This window comes from Type-D symbiont of Plautia stali (genome assembly GCF_001485335.1).
GTDB classification, from domain to species: domain Bacteria; phylum Pseudomonadota; class Gammaproteobacteria; order Enterobacterales; family Enterobacteriaceae; genus Pantoea; species Pantoea vagans_C.
In genome coordinates this window covers 1-19,607 of sequence record NZ_BBOC01000008.1, presented here as the reverse complement: position 1 = coordinate 19,607, position 19,607 = coordinate 1, and the positions used below count along the sequence as shown (strand labels likewise).

At 54.5% G+C, this 19,607-nt stretch carries 16 protein-coding genes and 1 pseudogene; 9 read left to right on the top strand and 8 right to left on the bottom strand.

Going from position 1 to position 19,607, the window contains the following annotated elements:
- Window positions 1-33 precede the first annotated feature (33 nt).
- On the top strand, window positions 34-465 hold the full coding sequence (yjdN, locus tag PSSD_RS04255; RefSeq protein WP_039335847.1) for a VOC family metalloprotein YjdN: 432 nt from the start codon (window positions 34-36) through the stop codon (window positions 463-465).
- A gap of 131 nt (window positions 466-596) precedes the next feature.
- On the opposite strand, the gene PSSD_RS04250 is transcribed toward yjdN, so the two are convergent.
- From PSSD_RS04250 to PSSD_RS04240, 3 genes are all read right to left on the bottom strand, one after another.
- Window positions 597-1,463 carry a nucleoside-specific channel-forming protein Tsx gene (locus tag PSSD_RS04250; RefSeq protein WP_039335850.1) on the bottom strand — a complete coding sequence of 289 codons (867 nt, stop codon included), beginning with the start codon at window positions 1,461-1,463 and terminating at the stop codon, window positions 597-599.
- Between the two features lie 363 nt (window positions 1,464-1,826).
- Window positions 1,827-3,185, bottom strand: a complete 1,359-nt coding sequence (locus PSSD_RS04245) for a sensor histidine kinase (protein ID WP_058969614.1) — start codon at window positions 3,183-3,185, stop codon at window positions 1,827-1,829.
- A complete protein-coding gene (locus PSSD_RS04240) occupies window positions 3,182-3,841 on the bottom strand; it encodes a response regulator (RefSeq protein WP_039335853.1) in 660 nt (219 codons plus the stop codon). Before PSSD_RS04240 ends, PSSD_RS04245 begins: the two co-directional genes overlap by 4 nt.
- A 165-nt stretch (window positions 3,842-4,006) precedes the next feature.
- Between PSSD_RS04240 and PSSD_RS04235 the strand changes: the two genes are divergently transcribed.
- From PSSD_RS04235 to PSSD_RS04225, 3 genes are all read left to right on the top strand, one after another.
- Window positions 4,007-4,375 carry a helix-turn-helix domain-containing protein gene (locus PSSD_RS04235; protein ID WP_039335855.1) on the top strand — a complete coding sequence of 123 codons (369 nt, stop codon included), beginning with the start codon at window positions 4,007-4,009 and terminating at the stop codon, window positions 4,373-4,375.
- A 134-nt stretch (window positions 4,376-4,509) separates the two neighbouring features.
- Window positions 4,510-5,400 (top strand): LysR family transcriptional regulator, encoded by an 891-nt coding sequence (locus PSSD_RS04230; protein WP_058969612.1) that lies wholly within the window; start codon window positions 4,510-4,512, stop codon window positions 5,398-5,400.
- Between the two features lie 110 nt (window positions 5,401-5,510).
- Window positions 5,511-6,722 (top strand): MFS transporter, encoded by a 1,212-nt coding sequence (locus tag PSSD_RS04225; protein WP_058969610.1) that lies wholly within the window; start codon window positions 5,511-5,513, stop codon window positions 6,720-6,722.
- A gap of 93 nt (window positions 6,723-6,815) precedes the next feature.
- On the opposite strand, the gene PSSD_RS04220 is transcribed toward PSSD_RS04225, so the two are convergent.
- Window positions 6,816-9,206 carry a glucose/quinate/shikimate family membrane-bound PQQ-dependent dehydrogenase gene (locus tag PSSD_RS04220; RefSeq protein WP_058969700.1) on the bottom strand — a complete coding sequence of 797 codons (2,391 nt, stop codon included), beginning with the start codon at window positions 9,204-9,206 and terminating at the stop codon, window positions 6,816-6,818.
- A 283-nt stretch (window positions 9,207-9,489) separates the two neighbouring features.
- The gene (locus PSSD_RS04215; RefSeq protein ID WP_039335861.1) at window positions 9,490-10,089 is read right to left on the bottom strand and encodes a hypothetical protein; all 600 of its coding nucleotides are present in this window, start codon (window positions 10,087-10,089) and stop codon (window positions 9,490-9,492) included.
- 420 nt (window positions 10,090-10,509) lie between these two features.
- Between PSSD_RS04215 and PSSD_RS04210 the strand changes: the two genes are divergently transcribed.
- Complete coding sequence (locus PSSD_RS04210) at window positions 10,510-11,745, top strand: MFS transporter (RefSeq protein WP_058969609.1); 1,236 nt, start codon at window positions 10,510-10,512, stop codon at window positions 11,743-11,745.
- Between the two features lie 116 nt (window positions 11,746-11,861).
- On the opposite strand, the gene PSSD_RS04205 is transcribed toward PSSD_RS04210, so the two are convergent.
- Window positions 11,862-13,022 (bottom strand): Gfo/Idh/MocA family protein, encoded by a 1,161-nt coding sequence (locus PSSD_RS04205; protein ID WP_058969606.1) that lies wholly within the window; start codon window positions 13,020-13,022, stop codon window positions 11,862-11,864.
- A gap of 267 nt (window positions 13,023-13,289) precedes the next feature.
- On the opposite strand from PSSD_RS04205, the gene PSSD_RS04200 reads away from it, so the two are divergent.
- On the top strand, window positions 13,290-14,165 hold the full coding sequence (locus tag PSSD_RS04200) for a glucosamine kinase nucleotide-binding domain-containing protein (RefSeq protein WP_058969605.1): 876 nt from the start codon (window positions 13,290-13,292) through the stop codon (window positions 14,163-14,165).
- Window positions 14,166-14,191: 26 nt separating this feature from the next.
- Window positions 14,192-15,311 (top strand): annotated as a pseudogene (locus PSSD_RS04195) (ROK family transcriptional regulator).
- An 81-nt stretch (window positions 15,312-15,392) separates the two neighbouring features.
- Here PSSD_RS04195 and PSSD_RS04190 read toward each other — a convergent pair.
- Entirely contained in the window at window positions 15,393-16,484 is a 1,092-nt protein-coding gene (locus PSSD_RS04190; protein WP_058969603.1) for an ABC transporter ATP-binding protein, read from the bottom strand.
- A gap of 12 nt (window positions 16,485-16,496) precedes the next feature.
- Complete coding sequence (locus tag PSSD_RS04185; protein ID WP_058969601.1) at window positions 16,497-17,096, bottom strand: GNAT family N-acetyltransferase; 600 nt, start codon at window positions 17,094-17,096, stop codon at window positions 16,497-16,499.
- 519 nt (window positions 17,097-17,615) lie between these two features.
- Between PSSD_RS04185 and PSSD_RS04180 the strand changes: the two genes are divergently transcribed.
- Both PSSD_RS04180 and PSSD_RS04175 read left to right on the top strand, forming a co-directional pair.
- The gene (locus PSSD_RS04180) at window positions 17,616-18,956 is read left to right on the top strand and encodes an ABC transporter substrate-binding protein (RefSeq protein ID WP_058969698.1); all 1,341 of its coding nucleotides are present in this window, start codon (window positions 17,616-17,618) and stop codon (window positions 18,954-18,956) included.
- A gap of 58 nt (window positions 18,957-19,014) precedes the next feature.
- Window positions 19,015-19,607 (top strand): carbohydrate ABC transporter permease (locus tag PSSD_RS04175; protein ID WP_058969599.1); only part of this gene is annotated, 593 nt, incomplete at its 3' end.

The following is a 19,607-nucleotide window of genomic DNA, read 5'->3' as shown; positions in this document are numbered from 1 at the left end:
TGCACTGGACGTTCCACTTCTGGAGAACTGACCATGCAAATTACTCCCTATGTGTTTTACAACGGCCGCTGCGAAGAGGCGATCGCCTTCTATCTTGAGGCGACCGACGGCGAACTGCTGTTCAAAATGACCTTTGGCGATATGCCAGACGAAACAACTGTCGAAGATGAAGGCTGCCCATCTGGCATGACGTTCTCACCCGAACAGATAATGCACGCGCACCTGCGGATCGGGCAGGGCGAACTGATGATGAGCGATGGCGCACCGCAGGCGAATTACGCAGGATTTTCCGTGAGCTTATCAACGCCGGATGAGGCACAAGGCAAGCGGTGGTTTGATGCGTTATCGGCAGGCGGAGAGGTGACGAAAAAGTGGGAACCGACCTTCTGGGCGCACGGCTTTGGCATGTTCACCGATAAGTTTGGCGTGCCCTGGATGGTGAATGCCTATAAACCACAGATTTGACAGGTGTTATTGCGATGCGTGGCGGCACAATTCATTGCGCCTATGTTACCAGGTGCGCATAAATGCGCACCCTACGAAAACCGCACACGATAGTCGTAGGGTCGCCATTTATGGCGACCTGGTCTTTGCAATCAGAAGTTGTAACCCACCACCAGGTAGTAACCCCAGCCGGTTGATTTCACTTCAAACGGACCGTTGCCGAAGTTCAGCTCCTGACCATCCGCCCACTGTCCGCCGTTGTGGAAGTAACGCGCCACGGTAGAAACGTGCCAGTGATCGTAGTTCAGCGACAGGATGTGGCTGGAGGCGATCGAGTTGCTGGTACGCGATGGACCGGTTTCGTCACGCAGATCCGAGCCCCAGTCGAAGTTGGTGAAGCCGATATAGCTCAGCTTACCGCCCCACAGATCGGTAATCGGCACAAAGTATTTCACCTTGAAGCGATAACCATCCCAGCTATTTTCGTTCGCCGCACCGTAGTTCTGCCACTGGTACTTGGCATACACGTTCAGTGACAGGCCGATATCGCTGTGGGTATCAATATCAGTACCCAGACCCATGTACCAGGTGTTTTGACGCTGTGACGCGTTGCGACCCATGTCATAGATATAGTTGTTCGCGAAGTACCACTCTTTAAACGGACCAAATGCCAGGCTGGTGCCGGTCAGTTTATCGATAGAGAAACGCGGCTCAATTTCCATGAACAGCGGCGAACCGTGGTCGAAAATGCCGTTAGCGTTGCTGTTGCCTGCACCAAAGAAGTTGGTCAGGTCGGCATAGCCGTAGAAATCGAACCAGTCCTTTTTGGCAAAGGCTTCGTATTCGAGATACACATCGTTGTTGAACTGAGGTCCGAAGCGCGTGTGATAGCTGCCCACCACGTTGACGCTCTGATGCCACCAGTCAGAAAGATACTGCGGATCGCTGTCTGCCGCTTGTGCCGCGCCGGTCCAGCTGCTGGCCAATAAGGCCCCTGCTATCAATGCTTTAAATTTCATTATTGTTATCCACATGCTTGTGATCGCCGCGAATGCGCCGCGATCGTGTCAAATCGATCCCAGGGGATGGGCAGTGTGTTGTTTTAAACGGTCTGAATCGCCGAATTTTCAAGTGCGCGTAATGTGCCTGTAACAGAGCGATAGGAAATAGATTTTGATCACGTTTGTCAAAATGTGTTGCATTTTGATTCATTTAAAATGTGACTATGATCACAAAAAAGGCGTGTTGCGAACGGAACCCCGCAACCGATTACGTTGTCGCGTACAGCGGTAATTTGATGGGATGTTGAAAAGGAGGGAGTGGCGCGATTTATCGCGCGGCCTGAAGACCGCGCTCTACCGAAAACGTTAGCATCCGTCGAATCAAGGCAAGGTCACACGTACCTGCAAGCCAGAAATCTCGCCTTGCGGATTATGACAGTTGGACAGCGCCACCTGCATTTGATGCTTTTGCGCCACGCTACGAACAATGGACAACCCCAAGCCGCTGCCTTGTGCCTGCACATCCGGCGAGCGTGTGAAGCGGTCAAAGGCGCGTTCAATAAAGGATTCCGGCATGCCTGGACCATTATCGACGATATCCACCACGGTGTGATTGCCCACGCGATGTAACAGCACATCCACCAGGCTGCCCTCTGGCGTGTGTAGCATGGCATTGCCTATCAGGTTATCGAACAGGCTGCGCAAATCAGAGCGGCTGGCGTGCAGGCGGTAATGCGTCGTGCCGTTAAAGCCAATATCAATCCCGCGTTTGTCTGCCACCACCATCAGTTGTTCAATACTCTCTTTGAGTAGATCGTCGATGTCGATGGTCTCGACGGAGGCCACCACCGACTGGTCTTCCTGCCGCGAGATGTTGAGCAGTTGCGTCACCAAATGGCGCGTGCGCGTGACGCCCGCTTCCAACTGGTCAAACTGTCGGCTGGCCTCGCCCGGTTGAATATGCTGACGCAGATTTTCCAGTTGGAGAGTGACGGCGGTCACCGGCGTGCGTAATTCATGCGCGGCATCTTCGAGGAACTGACGCTGTGAAGACCAGGCCGCACGCAGTTTATCCAGCAGCGAGTTATAAGCCGCGACCAGCGGCAGCACTTCATCGGGCAGGCTGTTGGGTGAAACAGCGTGCGGGTGCAGTGTTTCCTGGGCGGCAATTTGCCGCGACGCCACGCGTAAATCTCGGGTAATCGCGCGCACCACCAACCATATCACCAGCAGCGAGAGTGGCATCATTAGCATCAACGGAATGATGGCGGAAAGTACCCGCTTCACCATCAAGCTCTTCATGTAGCCAATGTTATGCAACACCTGAATATTGCCAATTTCACTGCCCAACTCACCGGGGCGGGTATAGACACGCCATTCACAGTCATCGCCGCAGTCGCCCACTTTCAAATCTGACCAGCCTTTTTTGGGCTGGAGCGGTGCCTGTAACGCAGGCCAGGAACTGGCGCGCAGGTGGTTGTGGTCATCCCACAACTGCACGATGTAGGTACTTTTTAGCTTCTCTTGCTGCATCACCATCGGCATCAGCGCGGGCATGCGTTGGCTGGATGACCAGGCATCGGCGATCTTCGCGAGTTGATCGTCCTTCATGGTGCCCATCATGTCGCCATAGCAGTGGTAGAAGTACCAGGTGACGCCGCCAATCATCGCCAGGTGCAACAGCACCAGGGTGAGCAGCAATTTGTTACGCAAGGAGCGCATAAAGGTGAAAGGTTTCATATTGCCGGTACTCGCCAGCCCAGGCCGCGTACGTTACGAATCACTTCGTTATCAAGCTTGCGGCGCATGCCGTGGATCAGCACATCAACGGCGTTACTGGTGACTTCTTCTCCCCAGCCGTAGATGCGGTTTTCTAATTGTTCACGCGATAAAATCGCGCCGGGACGTTCCAGCAGTGCATACAGCAGCGCATATTCACGGGCGGTGAGTTGTTCGCGCTGGCCTTTATACAATACCTCGCGCGTCATCATATCCAGCTGCACATCGCCGCTACCTAACAGGGAATCCGCCGCACCGTGACGACGTCGGGTGATTGCACGCATGCGCGCCAGTACCTCTTGCAAATCAAAGGGTTTGAGCAAATAGTCATCGGCACCGCTGTCAAGGCCTTGAATGCGCTGTTGTACGGTGTCACGCGCTGTCAGTACCAGCACCGGCGTCATATCGCCTCGGGTGCGAGCACGTTTCAAGACGTGGATGCCATCTTCACGCGGCAAGCCTAAATCAAGCAATACGCAGGTATAGCCGCCCTCAGACCAGGCATTGGTGGCATACACGCCATCGCGCACCCAGTCCACTGACCAGCCCGCCGCTTCCAGCGCCTGCTGCAAGTTGGTGCCAATCATTTCATCATCTTCTACCAGCAGCACGCGCATAGTGTTCTCCCAGACTGATGAACGCAGTTTACCTTCGGATTCTTAGTAGATAATTACACTGCTCTCCCTCCTTGCTAATTCTGCGCTAATTTTCTCCTAATTAAGGGATAAATTTAACGCGCTACAGTGACTGCACTGGACATATTGTCGAAGCAGGAGGTTCCCATGAATCAGAGCGAATTTATCCGTAGTTTGCTGGACTGGATAGAAGACAACTTAGGTCACGATCTGCATCTGGATGAAGTAGCACGCCGCTCGGGATACTCCCGCTGGCATCTACAACGTCTGTTCCGTCAACACACGGGCTTCTCTCTGGCAGAGTACATTCGCCAGCGCCGGTTGACTGAGTCAGCGCTCACGCTGATTAACAGTGATGAAGCGATTTTACAGGTGGCGATGAGCTACGGGTTTGATACCCAACAGGCCTACACCCGCACCTTTAAAAATTACTTTAGCGTCACGCCGGGCCAGTTACGCCGCCAGCGTCGCGTTGAACAGGAACGTTTGTTATTCCCGTTGGCGGTGGCCAGTTGAGCGCATCAGGATTATGTGCGCATCAATGCGCACCCTACAAAATGATGGGATGATTTTGTAGGGTTGCCATTAATGGCGACCAGTCGGACATTGTTATAATCTTCAGTTCTCACTTTCTTCACCTGCCTGAGAACATGGACAACAGCGATAATCTCACCGCTATGATGCTGTTTGCGCGCGTCGTAGAGCGGCAAAGTTTTAGTGAAGCTGCGCGAACCTTGGGTATCTCTAAATCGCATGTCAGCCGTGAAATTGCCCGGCTGGAAGTGCGGCTCGGCATCAAACTGCTGCAACGCACCACGCGCAAGGTGGTGCTGACCGAGCTGGGGCAGGCTTACTATCCGTTCTGTACTCGCATGCTGGAAGAGATGCATCGTGCCGATGCCTTTGTGCAGCAGGTGCATCAACTGCCTGCCGGGAATGTGCGCTTGCAGGCGCCCATCACCTTTGGTTGCCAGTGCGTGGTGCCCACCCTGAATGACTTTATCCGCCGTCATATTCACATCAACGTCGACCTTGAACTCACCACCAGTGACGACCCACAACCCAGTGCAGATGTCGCGATCGTGATCCGCGCCCGGCCGCCGGAAGTGGCCAATTTTCGGGAATTAAGCACGATTGAGTGGGGCTTGTATGCCACGCCCGATTATCTGGCGGCGCATCCTGCTATCGATCATCCTGAACGCCTGACCCGCCACGATTTGCTGCTGTTCCACGGCCCAGCGCATACCGCTGCACTGCCATTTCGTCGCGACAAACAGCGACTGGCGCTGGACGTGCACAGCCGCTTTCGCGCCAATAACAGCATGGCGCTGCTGAATGCGGCGCTGGCGGGCACAGGTATTGCTTATCTGCCTGCGTATATGACGCAAGAGGCGTTAGGGCGTGGGGAAATTCAACAGGTGTTACCGGAGTGGCAGATGGATCGCTTGCACAGCTATTTACTGCTTAAAGAGCAGCCACAGCCTTCATCACCGGTCACGCTGCTGTGTGATGCACTCATCAATACATTAGGTGAAGGTTGATTGTTGTTATCTGGCAACAATGTTGCGCTGGTTGGCAAATATCCCTCTCACCCTGTTTTCTCCGCTTCAGCGCTGTTAGCCTGCTAAAAAGCAAAAACAGGGAAATCACTATGTCGTCCTCTTCAACCGTGTTAGCGCCTGAGCAGCAACACTGGAAGCGTAACTTGTGTGTCTGCGTGCTGGGTTCGTTCAGTACCATCGTGGCGATGACGTTACTGTTACCTTTTTTACCACTCTACGTGCAGCAGCTTGGCGTGCAGGAACCTGCCGCGATTGCCCGTTGGTCTGGGGCCGCTTATGGCGCCACCTTCCTGAGCGCGGCGCTCACCGCACCATTGTGGGGTAAGTTGGCCGATCGCTATGGCCGTAAATTGATGCTGATCCGAGCCAGCCTTGGGATGGCGATAGCCATGTCACTGATTGGTATGGCGACCGCGCCGTGGCAGTTGGTGGCGCTGCGCTTGTTAGCCGGTTTATTAGGTGGCTATGCCTCTGGCTCAACCATTCTGGTGGCGTCGCAGACGCCTAAAGAGCAGACTGGCTGGGCGCTGGGGGTATTGTCATCCGGCATTATGGCGGGCAACGTGGTGGGGCCGCTGCTGGGCGGGATACTGCCACCCCTGATCGGGATTCGTCACACCTTCTGGCTGACCGGTGCGGTGATTTTCCTCGCCTTCCTTGCCACCACCTTTTTGTTAAAAGAAGCACCGCGTCAAGCCGGTAAAAAAGCGGCGCAGAGCAATATTGAGGAAGATAAATCGATTAATCTGCCGGTAGTCAGGCTGATGTGGTTATCAGGCATGTTGCTGATTTTCGCCAACATGTCGATTGAACCGATTATCACGCTGTATATCGGCCAGTTTGTCCAGGGTGAACATGCCATTACGGTCACGGCGGGGGTGGTGATGGCCGCCGCCGCATTGGGCAGCATTCTCTCTGCACCGCGTTTGGGCCGACTGGCGGATCGGGTCGGGCATGGACGGGTGTTGGTTTATGGCCTGATTGCCTGTGCCGTGCTGCTGATTCCCCAGGCGTTTATTACCCAAGCCTGGCAACTGGTGGTATTGCGTTTCCTGATGGGGATGGCGCTGGGCGGGTTGATGCCCTGTGTGACGGCGTTGATTCGCCATAACGTGCCGCAAGGGCAGGTGGGGAAAATGCTGGGCTATTCGACTTCGGCTCAATATGTCGGCCAGGTGTCGGGCCCGCTGTTTGGTGGATTTGTCGGCGGCGCATTCGGCATGCAGCCCGTGTTTCTGGCGACCTGTGTGATCATGGCGCTATGCGCATTGTTAAATGCACGAGTGTTAAAAAAACCGTAGCGGCGCAATTCATTGCGCATCTGTTAGCTGCAGAACGTGAAGCAATAAAAAGGCGGGCTTCTCAGCCCGCCTTTGTCATTTTAACCCAGAGGCTTACTTCGCATCTGGCAGTGCATAAGCAATCACATAATCGCCCAGCTTAGTCCCAAACGAACCGTGACCGCCTGCCGCGATGACAACATACTGCTTGCCATCCACTTCATAGGTCATCGGTGTTGCCTGGCCACCGGCTGGCAGACGTGCTTGCCACAGCATTTCCCCGGTGTTGGTATCGAACGCGCGCAGATAGTTATCGGCAGTCGCACCAATGAAGAACACGTTACCGGCGGTGGTGATTGGGCCGCCCAGCATTGGCATACCCATCTTGAACGGCACTGGAACCGGTGCGCTGTCGCGAACGGTACCGATACGTTTCTTCCACACGGTTTCGTTGGTTTTCAGGTCAACAGCAGAGACATAGCCCCATGCTGGCTGTTTACACGGCAGACCGAACGGAGACAGGAACGGATTCAGCTCCACACCATAAGGCACGCCATACTGTGGCTGGATACCGGTTTCGGTACCTGAACCACCTTTGTCATCAGCTGGGGGTTCGATCGGGTTACCCGGACCGCGTGGCACCAGTTTAGAGACAAACGGCAGCGCCATTGGGTTAGCAATCGCGATCTGACGATGTGGATCAACCGCGATACCACCCCACTCAAACATGCCGAGGTTACCTGGGAATACCAACGTACCCTGCTCAGACGGCGGCGTGAACGGACCTTCATAGCGCAGACGCTTGAAGATCACGCGGCACACCAGCTGGTCGTACATAGTCGCGCCCCACATGTCCTTGTCCGTCAGATTGTTTTTCGGACGGAAGGTCAGTTCGGAGTACGGCTGAGTAGGAGAAACGTGGTCACCTTTCGCAGCACCCTGCGGCACTGGCGTCTCTGGTGCTGGCACGACAGGCTTACCGGTACGGCGATCCAATACAAAGATGTTACCGGTTTTCGCCGGGGCATAAATCACCGGTACGGTGTTGCCCTCTTTGTCGGTGATATCGGCCAGCGTCGGCTGTGACGGCAGGTCCATATCCCACAGATCGTGATGCACCGTCTGATATGACCATACCAGCTTACCGGTAGTGGCATTCAGGGCCAGCACGCTGCTCGCATAACGCTCTTGATCAGGTGTACGGTTGCCGCCCCAGATATCTGGAGTGGAAACGCCCATCGGCAGGTAAACGGTATCCAGTTTTGGATCGTACACCGCCGGTGCCCAAGAGTTAGGCGAGTTCATGGTGAAGCTGTGTTCGTCATCTGGAATCGCGTTAGGATCTTTCGCGCCCGGATCAAACACCCACAGCAGCTTACCGGTGTTGACGTCAAAGCCACGGATGGCGCCTGACGGCTCACGGGTTGAATAGTTATCGGTGACCGCACCGGCAATCACAATAGTGGTATCAGTGATGATCGGTGGGGAAGTCGGCTCATACTGACCTGGGGTCAGCACCGGCTGTTTGTGCTGCAGATCCAGCTCACCGTTGTTACCGAATGATGGGCAACGCTCACCGGTTTCGGCATCCAGTGCGAACAGACGACCGTCGTTTACCGGCAGGTAAATACGGCGCGAGCACAGCGCAGGCTGTGTGTTGGCTGCATCAGCGGCAGCAGGCATTTCATGATAAGAAACACCACGGCAGGTAACGTGCTGGAAAGTTGGATTCGGCTTCAAGCCCGGATCGAATTTCCATTTCTGCTTACCGGTGGTCGCATCCAGCGCAAACAGAATCTGGTGCGGTGAACACAGATACAAGGTGTCGCGGATTTTAATCGGCGTTACTTCGTCGGTGATTTCACCCGGATCGTTCGGGGTCTTGAGATCGCCGGTCTGGAACTGCCAGGCCACCTGCAGATCTTTCACGTTGCCGCTGTTGATTTGCTTTAATGGTGAGAAGCGGGTGCCTTGCTGGTCACGCGCATAGGCTGGCCAGTCAGCATCCTTGATGTTGCTCAATGGCTGCGCTTGCGGGGCATTATCCGCCGCCGCAGGGATTTCACCATTCAGCTCCTGCGGATCGTGGAATACCGCCCACGCCAGAACCAGTACGCTGGCAATCAATGCAACGGCCATCAGACCGAGAGCACCTTTACCCGCATGGTTCAGGCCGCGATAGACAAACGGCAGAATCAACCAGATGCCGAAGATCACCAGCACATCGGTACGTGGTGCCAGCGCCCAGAAGTCGAAACCGACTTCCCAGACACCCCACACCAGCGTAGCCAACAGCAGTAAGGCATACAGCATGATTGCTGCGCCGCTACGACGCCACAGCAGGACAGCGGTGATCAACATAATCACACCGCCAATAACGTAGTACCAGGAACCTCCAATGGCGGCTAACCAAACGCCGCCAACCAGCATAAATGCGCCCGTGAGCAGCGCGAACAGCACTGTCAGGAAACGAATCACGCCAAAAGATGAGGAAGCTTTCCCCATAATATTAACCTCTTTCTTTGCCATAAACTTAAAAGAAAACAACGCATTGGGTTGTTTTCCGACATAGAGTACGAAGTGACTTAAGATGTACGATCGGCGCGCTTCCATGACGCCAGATGATCCCTTTGCGTTAAATTTTATCTTAAAAACGTTAACGGGTTTGATTTTTTTAGTGCATTGCACTTCTGGAATGGTAGTAGTGCGACATTTTATGAGGAAATTAAAGCGTTATCCCCGAAGAGATCGGGCCTTAACGCCAAGGTGCGGAGTTTTGTGTAACCGTTTACACTTCAATCAGGACGCTGCTGGTGCGTTGTTCCTGCCAGCCAGAAAGCTGTAAGTCTTCATACTTCGCCAGCGGCAGGGATAGCTGCGGCGTGCGTAATATCACTTCTGCTTCTCTTTCCCGGCATGAGCCAAGCAGAAATGGAAAGCTAAACTTGAGATAATTATCGTTGAAGAATTCATCAGTCAGAACTATTCCACTAAAGGGAAATGAAGCAATATTCTTCCAGCAAGTACCCGGTGGCGCCAAATCATAAAGCCAGAAAGAAAAATGCTGAGCTGCTTCCCGCAAGGCCTTATCCTGCTGAAGTAAACCGGTATAGTTGATTGCCAGACGCACATTCTCTGACTGCAGGCTGGAATAAATTTCCGGTGCCTGTAAAAAGCGCGTCAGTATATTTCCCGCTAAAGGGATGATTATTAATTCAGGCGTATCGGGCAACTGATTGTGCAGTGAAATTATGTTGCATCCGTTAAGTAATCTCGGGCTTTCCTGTTCACAATGCATAAAGGGTGCTGAATAACAGACACCGGTCAGTGCGCCGTCGAAGCGACGGATACGCTCAGTAACATAAGGATTGTATGAACTGTTTTCCATTTATCTCTGCGAATAAATTAATTAATTGGAGCGTCTTAATTATTATAAGGACGGCAAGACTGCTGTGATTTTTACACTTCCAATATAGACCGATTTGTTTGAAAAGATCACGTTTTTTAGCTGTCTCTGATAAAGAGATAATTGCCAGCGAAGCGGTAATAATTAAATAGTTATTGGAACTTTCGGAATGATTTGGATATTTTCGGTTGAAAACAATCAGCCTGCTAATATTCAGAACTCTATGCTTAGCAGAATTTAAGATAAGCAACTGTTTTTAAAGCGCACGGCTAGCCATTGCCTGTACCTGCAAGATGCCGCACTCTGTGGCCGGAAAAACATAAAGAGAGCCAGCAAAGGGCTTTTCACCAGGTTGGTGCAATGACGCCAGCCGGAACAGTGATTGAGGATGGGATAAAAACTATGGGTTCACAGGTATCCGCAGCAGAAGATTCGCTGTTGCGGCACAGGTCGTTTGTCGCCTTCTGGTTGGCACGCACCTGTTCATCGTTTGGTTTTCAGATGTTCTCCGTTGCGGTCAGCTGGCAAATCTATGCCATCACCCACAGTGCGATGGCGCTTGGCATGATAGGACTGATGCAATTCTTGCCTTCTGTACTATTGGCTCTGCCTGCAGGCCATCTGGCTGACCAGTTTGATCGTCGTCGCATTGTCTTATTGGGGCAGTTGATTGAGTGTCTGGCCTTGTTGGGACTGGTGGTGCTGACGCTACTGCACTGGGCGGACAAAATCGAAATATGGGGATTGGTCTTTCTGATCTCCGTTGCTAAAGCCCTTGAGTGGCCTTCCATTACCTCTATGCTGCCAGCGTTGGTGCCGCCGTCGATTCTGGCGCGAGCGATGGCCGCCAGCTCCGTCGGCGGTCAGGCGGCGGTAATTATCGGACCGACCCTCGGTGGCCTACTGTATGTTGCGGGCCCCGATGTGGTGTATGGCGTCGCGGCATTGTTTTACCTGATTTCTCTCGTGCTGGTCAGTCGATTGCGGTACGAGCGCCCACCGCAGGTGCGTATGCCGATGAACCTCACCAATATGTTTGCGGGTGTACGGTTTATTCGCGAGCGTAAGGACGTGCTCGGGGTGATTTCCCTCGATCTGTTTGCCGTATTGCTCGGTGGAGCAACTGCACTGCTGCCTATTTTTGCCCAGGACATTCTGCATACCGGTCCTTGGGGATTGGGCATGCTGCGCGGTGCACCTTCTGTCGGGGCATTGCTGGTGGGCGTATGGTTGAGCCGTCATAAACTGGAAAAGCACGTCGGCATGATCATGTTCGGCTCGGTTGCTGGTTTTGGCGTCGCGACACTGGTGTTTGCGCTCTCGACCCAATTGTGGCTGTCGCTGCTGGCGCTGGCGGCACTCGGCGGTTTCGATATGGTAAGTATGGTGATCCGTGGGGCGCTGGTGCAGTTGGATACGCCGGATGACATGCGTGGACGTGTTAATGCGGTCAATGCCATCTTCATTAATACCTCAAACCAGCTGGGCGAGTTTGAATCAGGCATGTTGGCGGCTTGGATGGGGGCGGTGCCAGCGGCAGCGCTCGGCGGTATCGGCACGCTGGTGGTGGTGGCGGTGTGGATGACAATTTTCCCGCACCTGCGCAAACGGCAGAAGCTGGAGAATGAAACGGTTTAAACCTGTCGGGCGCACCAAGGTGCGCCCGACATCATTACTCTCTGCGGTCTGTAGGATGCGATTGGTAAGGTGCGGCCCTCAGGCCGCCCGTCGCTGCCCACCCATACTCGCGCTGATTAAACGGTCGCGGTTTTCCCCAGGCTGGCGTCAAATTGTTTCCAGCTCTCTGTCATATCCACCACGGTTTTCGATTTTCGCGCTTCATCGATTTTAATCGCAGTAAGACCCGCTTCCAGGGCATCCACGACTGAGACTTTCAGCGGGGTGCCCTGTTTAATGTGTTTGACGATCTCTTCTGCCATCAGCGCATCGGCACCGTAGTGGCCATCATAGGCATTGCCACTGTAGGTGGTATCCACTTCGCGTTCGCCAGTGCGGGCGTTGTGTACGCGGAAGTAGTTACGCACAAAATCCCCCTCAGCCATGCCATCAGTGCCCATGACGCAGAAGCGGCGGAACTCATCCGGGACGTTGAGGTTGGCGTGGAAGGCGAGGGTGGCGCCGTTGGCGTACTCAATCAGTGCGGTTTGATAATCCACAATATCCGCATCGCCATCAAACACCGCATCGGTGCTCGACCAGCCGCTAGGTTTGACGTGATACACCTCCGACTGCGGCGTGACCGCGCCGGTAGGCGCATGCTGTGGCGTGAAGTTTTTACGTCCGCCAAAACTGGCCACCCGTATTGGGCGCTCACCCACTAACCCCTGATAGAGATCGATATCGTGGCAGCATTTTTCCAGAATGTAAGGGCCGGCATACTTCTCCAGACGACGCCAGTCGCGCTGGAAGAAGGCACCGTGATAGGGCTTGATGTGCTCAGTGGCTTCAATGGAGGTGATTTCACCCAGACGATGCTCATCACGTGCGTTCAGCAAATCGTGATACAGCGGGGAATAACGCAGCACCAGACCCACCAGAATCCGCTCATGGCCATATTGTTGCACCAGTTGCGCCATCGCCATGGTCTGCTCTTCATTAATCACCACCGGCTTTTCCGTGAAGACGGTGTAACCCGCAGCCAGACCCTGACGAATGTGTTCAAGGTGCATGAAATTCGGTGAACCCACCAGCAGTAGGTCAAAGCCACCATGCTGTAACAGGGCGTCAACGCTGTCGAATGCCACGCCTGCATCAATGCCAAAGGTGTGAAGATTCGGCAAGCCAGCAGGCGCTGGATCGACGTAACCCACTACGGAGAACTCTGCGTCGGCTTTGTTGAACTCTTTCACCACATGGGAAAGACGAAAGCCCAGACCAATAATACCCACTTTCATGTTGTACCCCTGAAGCCCGTTGCCTGTTAGCTGCCCGACCCATCAGGCTGCTGATAATCTGACCGTTAACTTATTACGCCAGAAAAACTAATGTCAATCAGTAACCCAGGTATCAAACTGTTAAATTTAATTATCTTTATGATTTATATGAAAATTAATTAACTATAGGGAATGCGTATTTATTTGTGATTGCGATTTAAGTTTTTTTCCCCTATCTTTCGCACATCTATAAGCGTCATGCCGTGTGCGGCAGGCAGGAGGAAACGCGTGCAATCACTTTTGCTGGGAATTGATGGCGGTGGTACGCACTGTCGTGGACGCCTGACAGATAGCGCCGGTCGTGTGCTGGCTGAAGCCACAGGCGGGCCTGCCAATGTCTGGTCGCAGTTTGATGGGGCTATTCAGGCGGTTGAAAACGTTATTGATGAGCTGTTTCTGCAAGCTGGCTTAGCCGCTGAGGCACGTGATCGCACCACCCTGGTGGCGGGGCTGGCGGGTGTTAATGTGGCATCGGTCCACGCCCGCCTACAGAGCTGGCAGCCACGCTCACAGGCACGTTACTTGTTTACCGATGTTGAGATCGCCTGCGCGGGCGCACATGCTGGTGCGCCGGGGGCGGTGTTTATTGTCGGGACGGGCAGCCAGGGGGCCGCCTGGGATGGCACACAGTTTACCTTGCTGGGCGGTTGGGGTTTTGCCTTGTCCGATGACGGCTCAGGTGCGATTCTCGGGCGACGCGCACGGCGATTAGCGCTGCTGGCACAGGAAGGTATTGTGCCCGCGTCACCGCTGACCGAACGCATCATGGCACTTCATCAACACAGCCCGGAACAGATGCTCATTTGGTCACAGCAGGCAACGCCCGCTGACTGGGGCCGGGTGGTGCCAGAGATTTTCGCCACTGCGCAGCAGGGCGATGAACACGCCGTGGCACTGCTGCAACAAACGGCAGCCGAGATTGAGCAGATGGTGCAGCCGCTGTTGGCCCGCAGCCATGGCAAGCTGGCGCTGATGGGCGGCTTAGCCGTACCGATTCAACCCTGGCTGCCGGCCGCGATTGTGGCTCAGTTGGTGCCGCCACAGGAGGATGCGCTTAGCGGCGCGTTACGTTTGGCGAGCCAGTTCAGTCAGCAACCGGCTTAACCCTTCACTAGCAGATAAAGAGATCCATGACCGCTCCCAACGTCACTGCCCGCATCTTGCGACTGATTGTCGAAAATGCGCCAATCAGCCAATCCGATCTTAAAGTGCGAAGCGGCCTGAGTATGTCGACGGTTTCTCAGGCCACGAATCGCCTGCTCTCCGGTGGCATTGTGCAGGAGCTGGGGCTGCGTCGCGTTTCAATGGGTCGACCCAAAACGTTGCTGGGTTTGAATCCAGATCACGCCAGCGTGGTCGGCATTCAGCTCAACGCCGAACGTAACCTGATTGTCTTAACCGATCTCAGCGGCAATATTATCGGCGAGCAGCAAATCCCTTCCGGCGCCATGACGCCTAAACAGCTGGGTGATGCACTGGCAAAGTTTCTGCGTGGTGTGGAAGGCAAAAAAAGTCGGCGCTATTGGTCTGGCGCTCTCCGGACTGGTGGATGCCAGTAACGGTGTTTGCGTATTATCCCGCGCGCTGGGCTGGAACAATGTACCGATTGCACGCCTGTTGGAAGAGCGTTTTTCGCTGCCGGTATTTATTGAAAATGATGCCAACGCGCTGGCGATGGCGGCGCTGGTGTTTGGTCAGTTGGGGCATGCACAGTCAGCGGTGATTGCCACATTCGGTAAAGGCATCGGTGCGGGGATCTTGCTTGACCGTCAACTCTATCGCGGTCGCCATGGTAAAGCCGGAGAAATTGGCGTCTCGCTGCTGGGTGATGGCTCTGAACGGTTGCTGGAGGATGTTGCCTCATCCCAGGCTATTTTGCAGCGCGTGGCTGTGACGATGAAAGAGGCGGCGCCACAGACACTGCGCGATCTGGACCTGCAGCCCACGCCTGAGGTATTAACCATACTGGCGGAGGCAGGGCAGCATCTGGGCATATCCCTGGCAAACCTTTCCGTGGCGTACGATCCCGATGTGGTGTATCTGGCGATGGAACCGCAAATGGCATCACGCATTTTGCTCGATCACATCACCCAGAGTTTCCAGACTTACCGTCTGAAGCTGACGCCACACATGACACCGCTGCAGTTCCTCACTGAGTCCAATCGTATGTGGGCGCAAGGTGCGGCAGGGTTCGCGGTGAATAAGTTGCTGGATTTACTGGCGGCGAAGGCGGATGAGGAAGTCGTTTAGTCTCAGGTCGCCATAAATGGCAACCCTATGGCAATCGTAAGCGGTTTTCGTAGGGTGCGCATTGATGCGCACCGGAGAACATCAACGCAACCGCAATCCCTGCTCATCAAACAGCATGCCGCGCTCAGCGCAAATCTGATAACTCACACGTTCGCCAATCTCATGCTCCGCCGCGTTACGCTCCTCAATTACTAACAACTTCTCTTCGCCAATATCCAGATAGAGGTAATTGGTGTGCCCAAGCATCTCGCTAAAGGACAAATCCGCGCTAAAGCTCAGGGCCTCAGCGTCGTGGCTGGCCGGTGCAAAATGCTCAGGACGCACGCCAAGCGTGACCTTTTGCCCCTCGCGGCAAGCGGCATCAATCTTCATGGTCAGCGAGTGAATGCCCAAAGCGGGTACACGCAACTGCACCGCACCAGGCGCAACTGCCGCGACTTCTGCCTGCAGGAAGTTCATCTTCGGTGAACCGATAAACCCGGCGACGAACAGGTTATCAGGATCGTGATACAGCGCCATCGGCGCACCCACTTGCTCGATGCGGCCCTGGCGCAGTACCACGATGCGATCGGCTAAGGTCATCGCTTCCAGCTGATCGTGCGTAACATAAATCATGGTGTTACCCAGCGAGCTATGCAGGCGCGCGATTTCGATGCGCATCTGTAAACGCAGCTCGGCGTCCAGGTTCGACAGCGGTTCATCGAACAGGAAAATACGCGGATGACGAATAATGGCGCGACCAATGGCGACACGCTGGCGTTGGCCGCCAGAGAGGGCGCGCGGCAGACGGTCCAGCAGTTCAGTCAGGTGCAGGCTCGCTGCCGTCTTGTTAATCGCCTGCTCAATCTCAGCTTTGGATTTTTTCATCACCTCCAGCGGATAAGCCAGATTGCCGCGCACCGTCATGTTGGGATAAAGGGCATAAGACTGAAATACCATGGCAATCCCGCGTTCAGTGGCGGGTTGCTGAGTCATATCTGCACCTTCAATCAGCAACTTACCGTCACTGATCTCTTCCAGCCCGGCAATCATGCGCAACAGGGTTGATTTACCACAGCCGGATGGGCCCACAAACACCACGAACTCACCGCTGTTAATGGTGAGATCGATGCCGTGGATGACGTTGACATGGTCATAGGACTTCTTCACGTTTTGCAGGTGCAGGCTAGTCATGCGGTGCCTCAATCAGAGTAATTGGCCCATGTAGATGGCGTTGCTGCGCAGAATCGGCGTGAAGCCGAGGCGCTGATAAAAGCCACAGACTTTCTCATTTTGCAGGCTGACACCAAGGTAAACCCCGGGTACGCCTGCTGCCCGCAGCTCGTGCAGCAACTGTTCAATCAATTTACGTCCCCAGCCACCTTGTTGTGCCGCGGGCAACAGGTTGATGTGCAGATGTGCGGGCCACTGGCTCACCAGCTGTTCTGCGGCTTCATCGGGTTGGTGAATCGCATCCAGCACTTTGCTATCCAGCGGGGCGCGAGGCGTGTAATCGCGGTACTGCTGTTGCAGGCGAGGCCACCACGATGTGTTTAGCTCAGCCTCAAATGCGCGCGTATCGGGTGTAGCGACGGCATAGCCCACCACCTCACTTTGTTGTTCCAGTACGTAAGCAAACTCAGGTGCAAAGCGCGCGTACGGAATAACAAAACGCAGGCCGGGCAGCGCCGGGTCGGAGTAGAGCGCCGTGGCGTCGGTTCCGGCGTTGGCGGTTTCTAAGCAAATACGCGACAGGGCGGGAAAATCAGCCTCGTTCGCGCGACGAATAACACCTTCGGCCGTCATGGGGTGCCTCTGTGGTCAGGAGATGAACAGATTTCACGGTAAAGAAAGCTGACTTAGTTTTCAAGGTGTAATAATTGACCTGGCGCACAAAGCAGACATCAACCCTAATTTACGGTTATGACCTTTGAAGCTTTGATAGCCGCATCCGCCCACGCTATGCGGTAATCCGTGCTGCCTGTCCCTGTAGGGCCCAGTGATTGACTCGATAACTATAGAATTTTCATATGATATGTCAGTGGTTTAATTGTATTGGTGGTTTATGCTGATGCACAAGGCTGATGCTCGTTTAATGTGCGATATCTGCACGAAACCACAGGGTTCTCTGCTGTTTAAGCCGCTTTTCTTCTCACTTTTTGCACTGCATCACAGAGCAAAAATTCCACATTGGCGATGTTTGACTTTCTTTTGCTCATAAAGTAAGTATGAGTTAACGGTGTTATTGCAGCTGAATCAACCTGTCAGGACAGGCAGGTGTCGAGATGAAGGGATGCCAGTCATCTGTTGGAGAAACCGAGCATGATGTGTGATTCAACCCAGCGTTCGTCCCGTATGAAAAGCTCACTGCGCGGCCTGTCGCGTCTGGTTTCAGCCGGGATCGTGCTCGGCGCAACCATGGCGGCAGCCCAGGCGGTGACGCTGAATGAATGGGATATTTACAACTATCCGCAGCAGACCGAAGCGGTGGATGAAGCGGTTAAAGTGTTCGAGCAAAAAAATCCGGGCATCACGATCCAGCGCTCGGTGCACTCGTTTGAAGATACGCGCATCCCACTCAAACTGGCGCTGACCGCCGGTGATGGTCCGCAAATCGCTCAGGTCAATCAGGGCGGTGGGGATATGGGATCGCTGGTGAAAGATAAGTTGCTGTGGCCGATGGATGATTACGCCAAGACCTACGGCTGGACCACACGCTTCCCGGACTCGATTCTCAAACGCAACCGCTGGTCTGATAAGCAGGATTTTGGCAGCGGTAACCTGTATGGCGTGGCGAGCCTGGGTGAAATGGTCGGGCTCTACTACAACAAAGCGTTGTTAGACAAAGCGGGTGTCGCCGTTCCTAAAACCTTGCCGGAACTGGAAGCAGCAATGGCGAAGCTGAAAGCAGCGGGTACGCCGCCGATGATGCTTGGTCTGCTGGATGGCAACATGGGGCAGCAGTTGCTGAGTACCGTTTGGGAAGCCCAGATCGAGAGTAAAGACCGCAAGGCGCTGGACGATCTGATCTACGACGTCGGGGGGACTTTCAAAGACGATAAGCTGGTGAAAGCGGCGACCATGATGAAGAGCTGGAAAGACAAAGGCTACTTCTTCCCGGGTTTCGAAGGTATTGGGCATGATGATGCTGCCACGCTGTTCCAGAATGGTCAGGCAGCGTTCCTGGTGAGCGGAACCTGGTATCTCGGCCAGTTTAAAGACAACAAAGATCTGCACTTTGCCGCGATGCCGATGGGCGAGGGGGTGCAGCATGCATTGATGGTCGGCGGGACTGACCTGGCGTTCTCGATCACCAGCACCGCAAAAACCAAAGAGCAGCAAGATGCGGCCGCCAAATTCATCGATTACATCGTCTCGGATGAGATGGCTAACCGCTGGTTGAAAGTCGGCTTCCTGCCAGCGGGCACCAGCAAAAACGCCCAGATCCCAGCGGACAACCCACTGCTGGCTGAAGCCTATCAGGTTTGGGTGACCCTCAACGATCATGATGGTCTTGGCCATTATCTTGACTGGGCCACGCCGACCATGAACGCGGAGTTGAATCAGAATGTTCAGCTGTTGCTGGCAGGACGGCAGACGCCAGATCAAATGGTGATTAATTTCGATAACAACTATCAACGTTACCTGAAAACCCTGAAGCACTGATGACGCCCGGCCCCGCCACCATGCCGGGCCGTGAACAGGCCCGCAAGCGAGTAAGGTTATGCTGAACAAATCTGCCTGGCGCAATGCGCTCTATCTTCTGCCCGCCGTGCTGGTGTACGCGGTGTTTTTACTTCTGCCGCTGCTGGCATCGCTTGGCATCAGTTTCACCGAGTGGGATGGCACCTCCTGGCCGATTTTCACGGGCATGAGCAACTATATGCGCATGTTCCAGGATCCGGTGTTCTGGGTGGCACTGGGCAACAATGCGCTGCTGATGCTGTTTTACACCCTGCTGCCGATTGGCGTGGGTCTGCTGCTGTGCAGCTTCCTGTATGACACGCGCAATGCCAAAGAGCGTAGCGTATTGCGCATCCTCTTTTTCCTGCCGTATATCATGCCCATGGCAGTGCTGGGCGTGGTATGGCGCTGGTTGTACAACCCGGCGTTTGGCCCCATCGATCAGTTTCTGCGCGCTATCGGTTTACCGCAGTTGGCGCTCTCCTGGCTGGGCGATTTTACCTGGGCGCTGCCAGCGGTCGGGCTGGTGGCGACCTGGTACTTCTTCGGTTTCTGCCTGGTGCTGTTTATGGCCGGTTTGCAGCGCATGGATCCGTCGCTGCTTGAGGCAGCCGATTTAGATGGCTCCTCACG

What these genes read in the sequence shown, in the direction of transcription:
- yjdN (WP_039335847.1), top strand. Translation starts at nt 34, where the DNA reads ATGCAAATTACTCCCTATGTGTTTTACAACGGCCGCTGCGAAGAGGCG.
- PSSD_RS04250 (WP_039335850.1), bottom strand. Translation starts at nt 1,463, where the DNA reads ATGAAATTTAAAGCATTGATAGCAGGGGCCTTATTGGCCAGCAGCTGG.
- PSSD_RS04245 (WP_058969614.1), bottom strand. Translation starts at nt 3,185, where the DNA reads ATGAAACCTTTCACCTTTATGCGCTCCTTGCGTAACAAATTGCTGCTC.
- PSSD_RS04240 (WP_039335853.1), bottom strand. Translation starts at nt 3,841, where the DNA reads ATGCGCGTGCTGCTGGTAGAAGATGATGAAATGATTGGCACCAACTTG.
- PSSD_RS04235 (WP_039335855.1), top strand. Translation starts at nt 4,007, where the DNA reads ATGAATCAGAGCGAATTTATCCGTAGTTTGCTGGACTGGATAGAAGAC.
- PSSD_RS04230 (WP_058969612.1), top strand. Translation starts at nt 4,510, where the DNA reads ATGGACAACAGCGATAATCTCACCGCTATGATGCTGTTTGCGCGCGTC.
- PSSD_RS04225 (WP_058969610.1), top strand. Translation starts at nt 5,511, where the DNA reads ATGTCGTCCTCTTCAACCGTGTTAGCGCCTGAGCAGCAACACTGGAAG.
- PSSD_RS04220 (WP_058969700.1), bottom strand. Translation starts at nt 9,206, where the DNA reads ATGGGGAAAGCTTCCTCATCTTTTGGCGTGATTCGTTTCCTGACAGTG.
- PSSD_RS04215 (WP_039335861.1), bottom strand. Translation starts at nt 10,089, where the DNA reads ATGGAAAACAGTTCATACAATCCTTATGTTACTGAGCGTATCCGTCGC.
- PSSD_RS04210 (WP_058969609.1), top strand. Translation starts at nt 10,510, where the DNA reads ATGGGTTCACAGGTATCCGCAGCAGAAGATTCGCTGTTGCGGCACAGG.
- PSSD_RS04205 (WP_058969606.1), bottom strand. Translation starts at nt 13,022, where the DNA reads ATGAAAGTGGGTATTATTGGTCTGGGCTTTCGTCTTTCCCATGTGGTG.
- PSSD_RS04190 (WP_058969603.1), bottom strand. Translation starts at nt 16,484, where the DNA reads ATGACTAGCCTGCACCTGCAAAACGTGAAGAAGTCCTATGACCATGTC.
- PSSD_RS04185 (WP_058969601.1), bottom strand. Translation starts at nt 17,096, where the DNA reads ATGACGGCCGAAGGTGTTATTCGTCGCGCGAACGAGGCTGATTTTCCC.
- PSSD_RS04180 (WP_058969698.1), top strand. Translation starts at nt 17,616, where the DNA reads ATGTGTGATTCAACCCAGCGTTCGTCCCGTATGAAAAGCTCACTGCGC.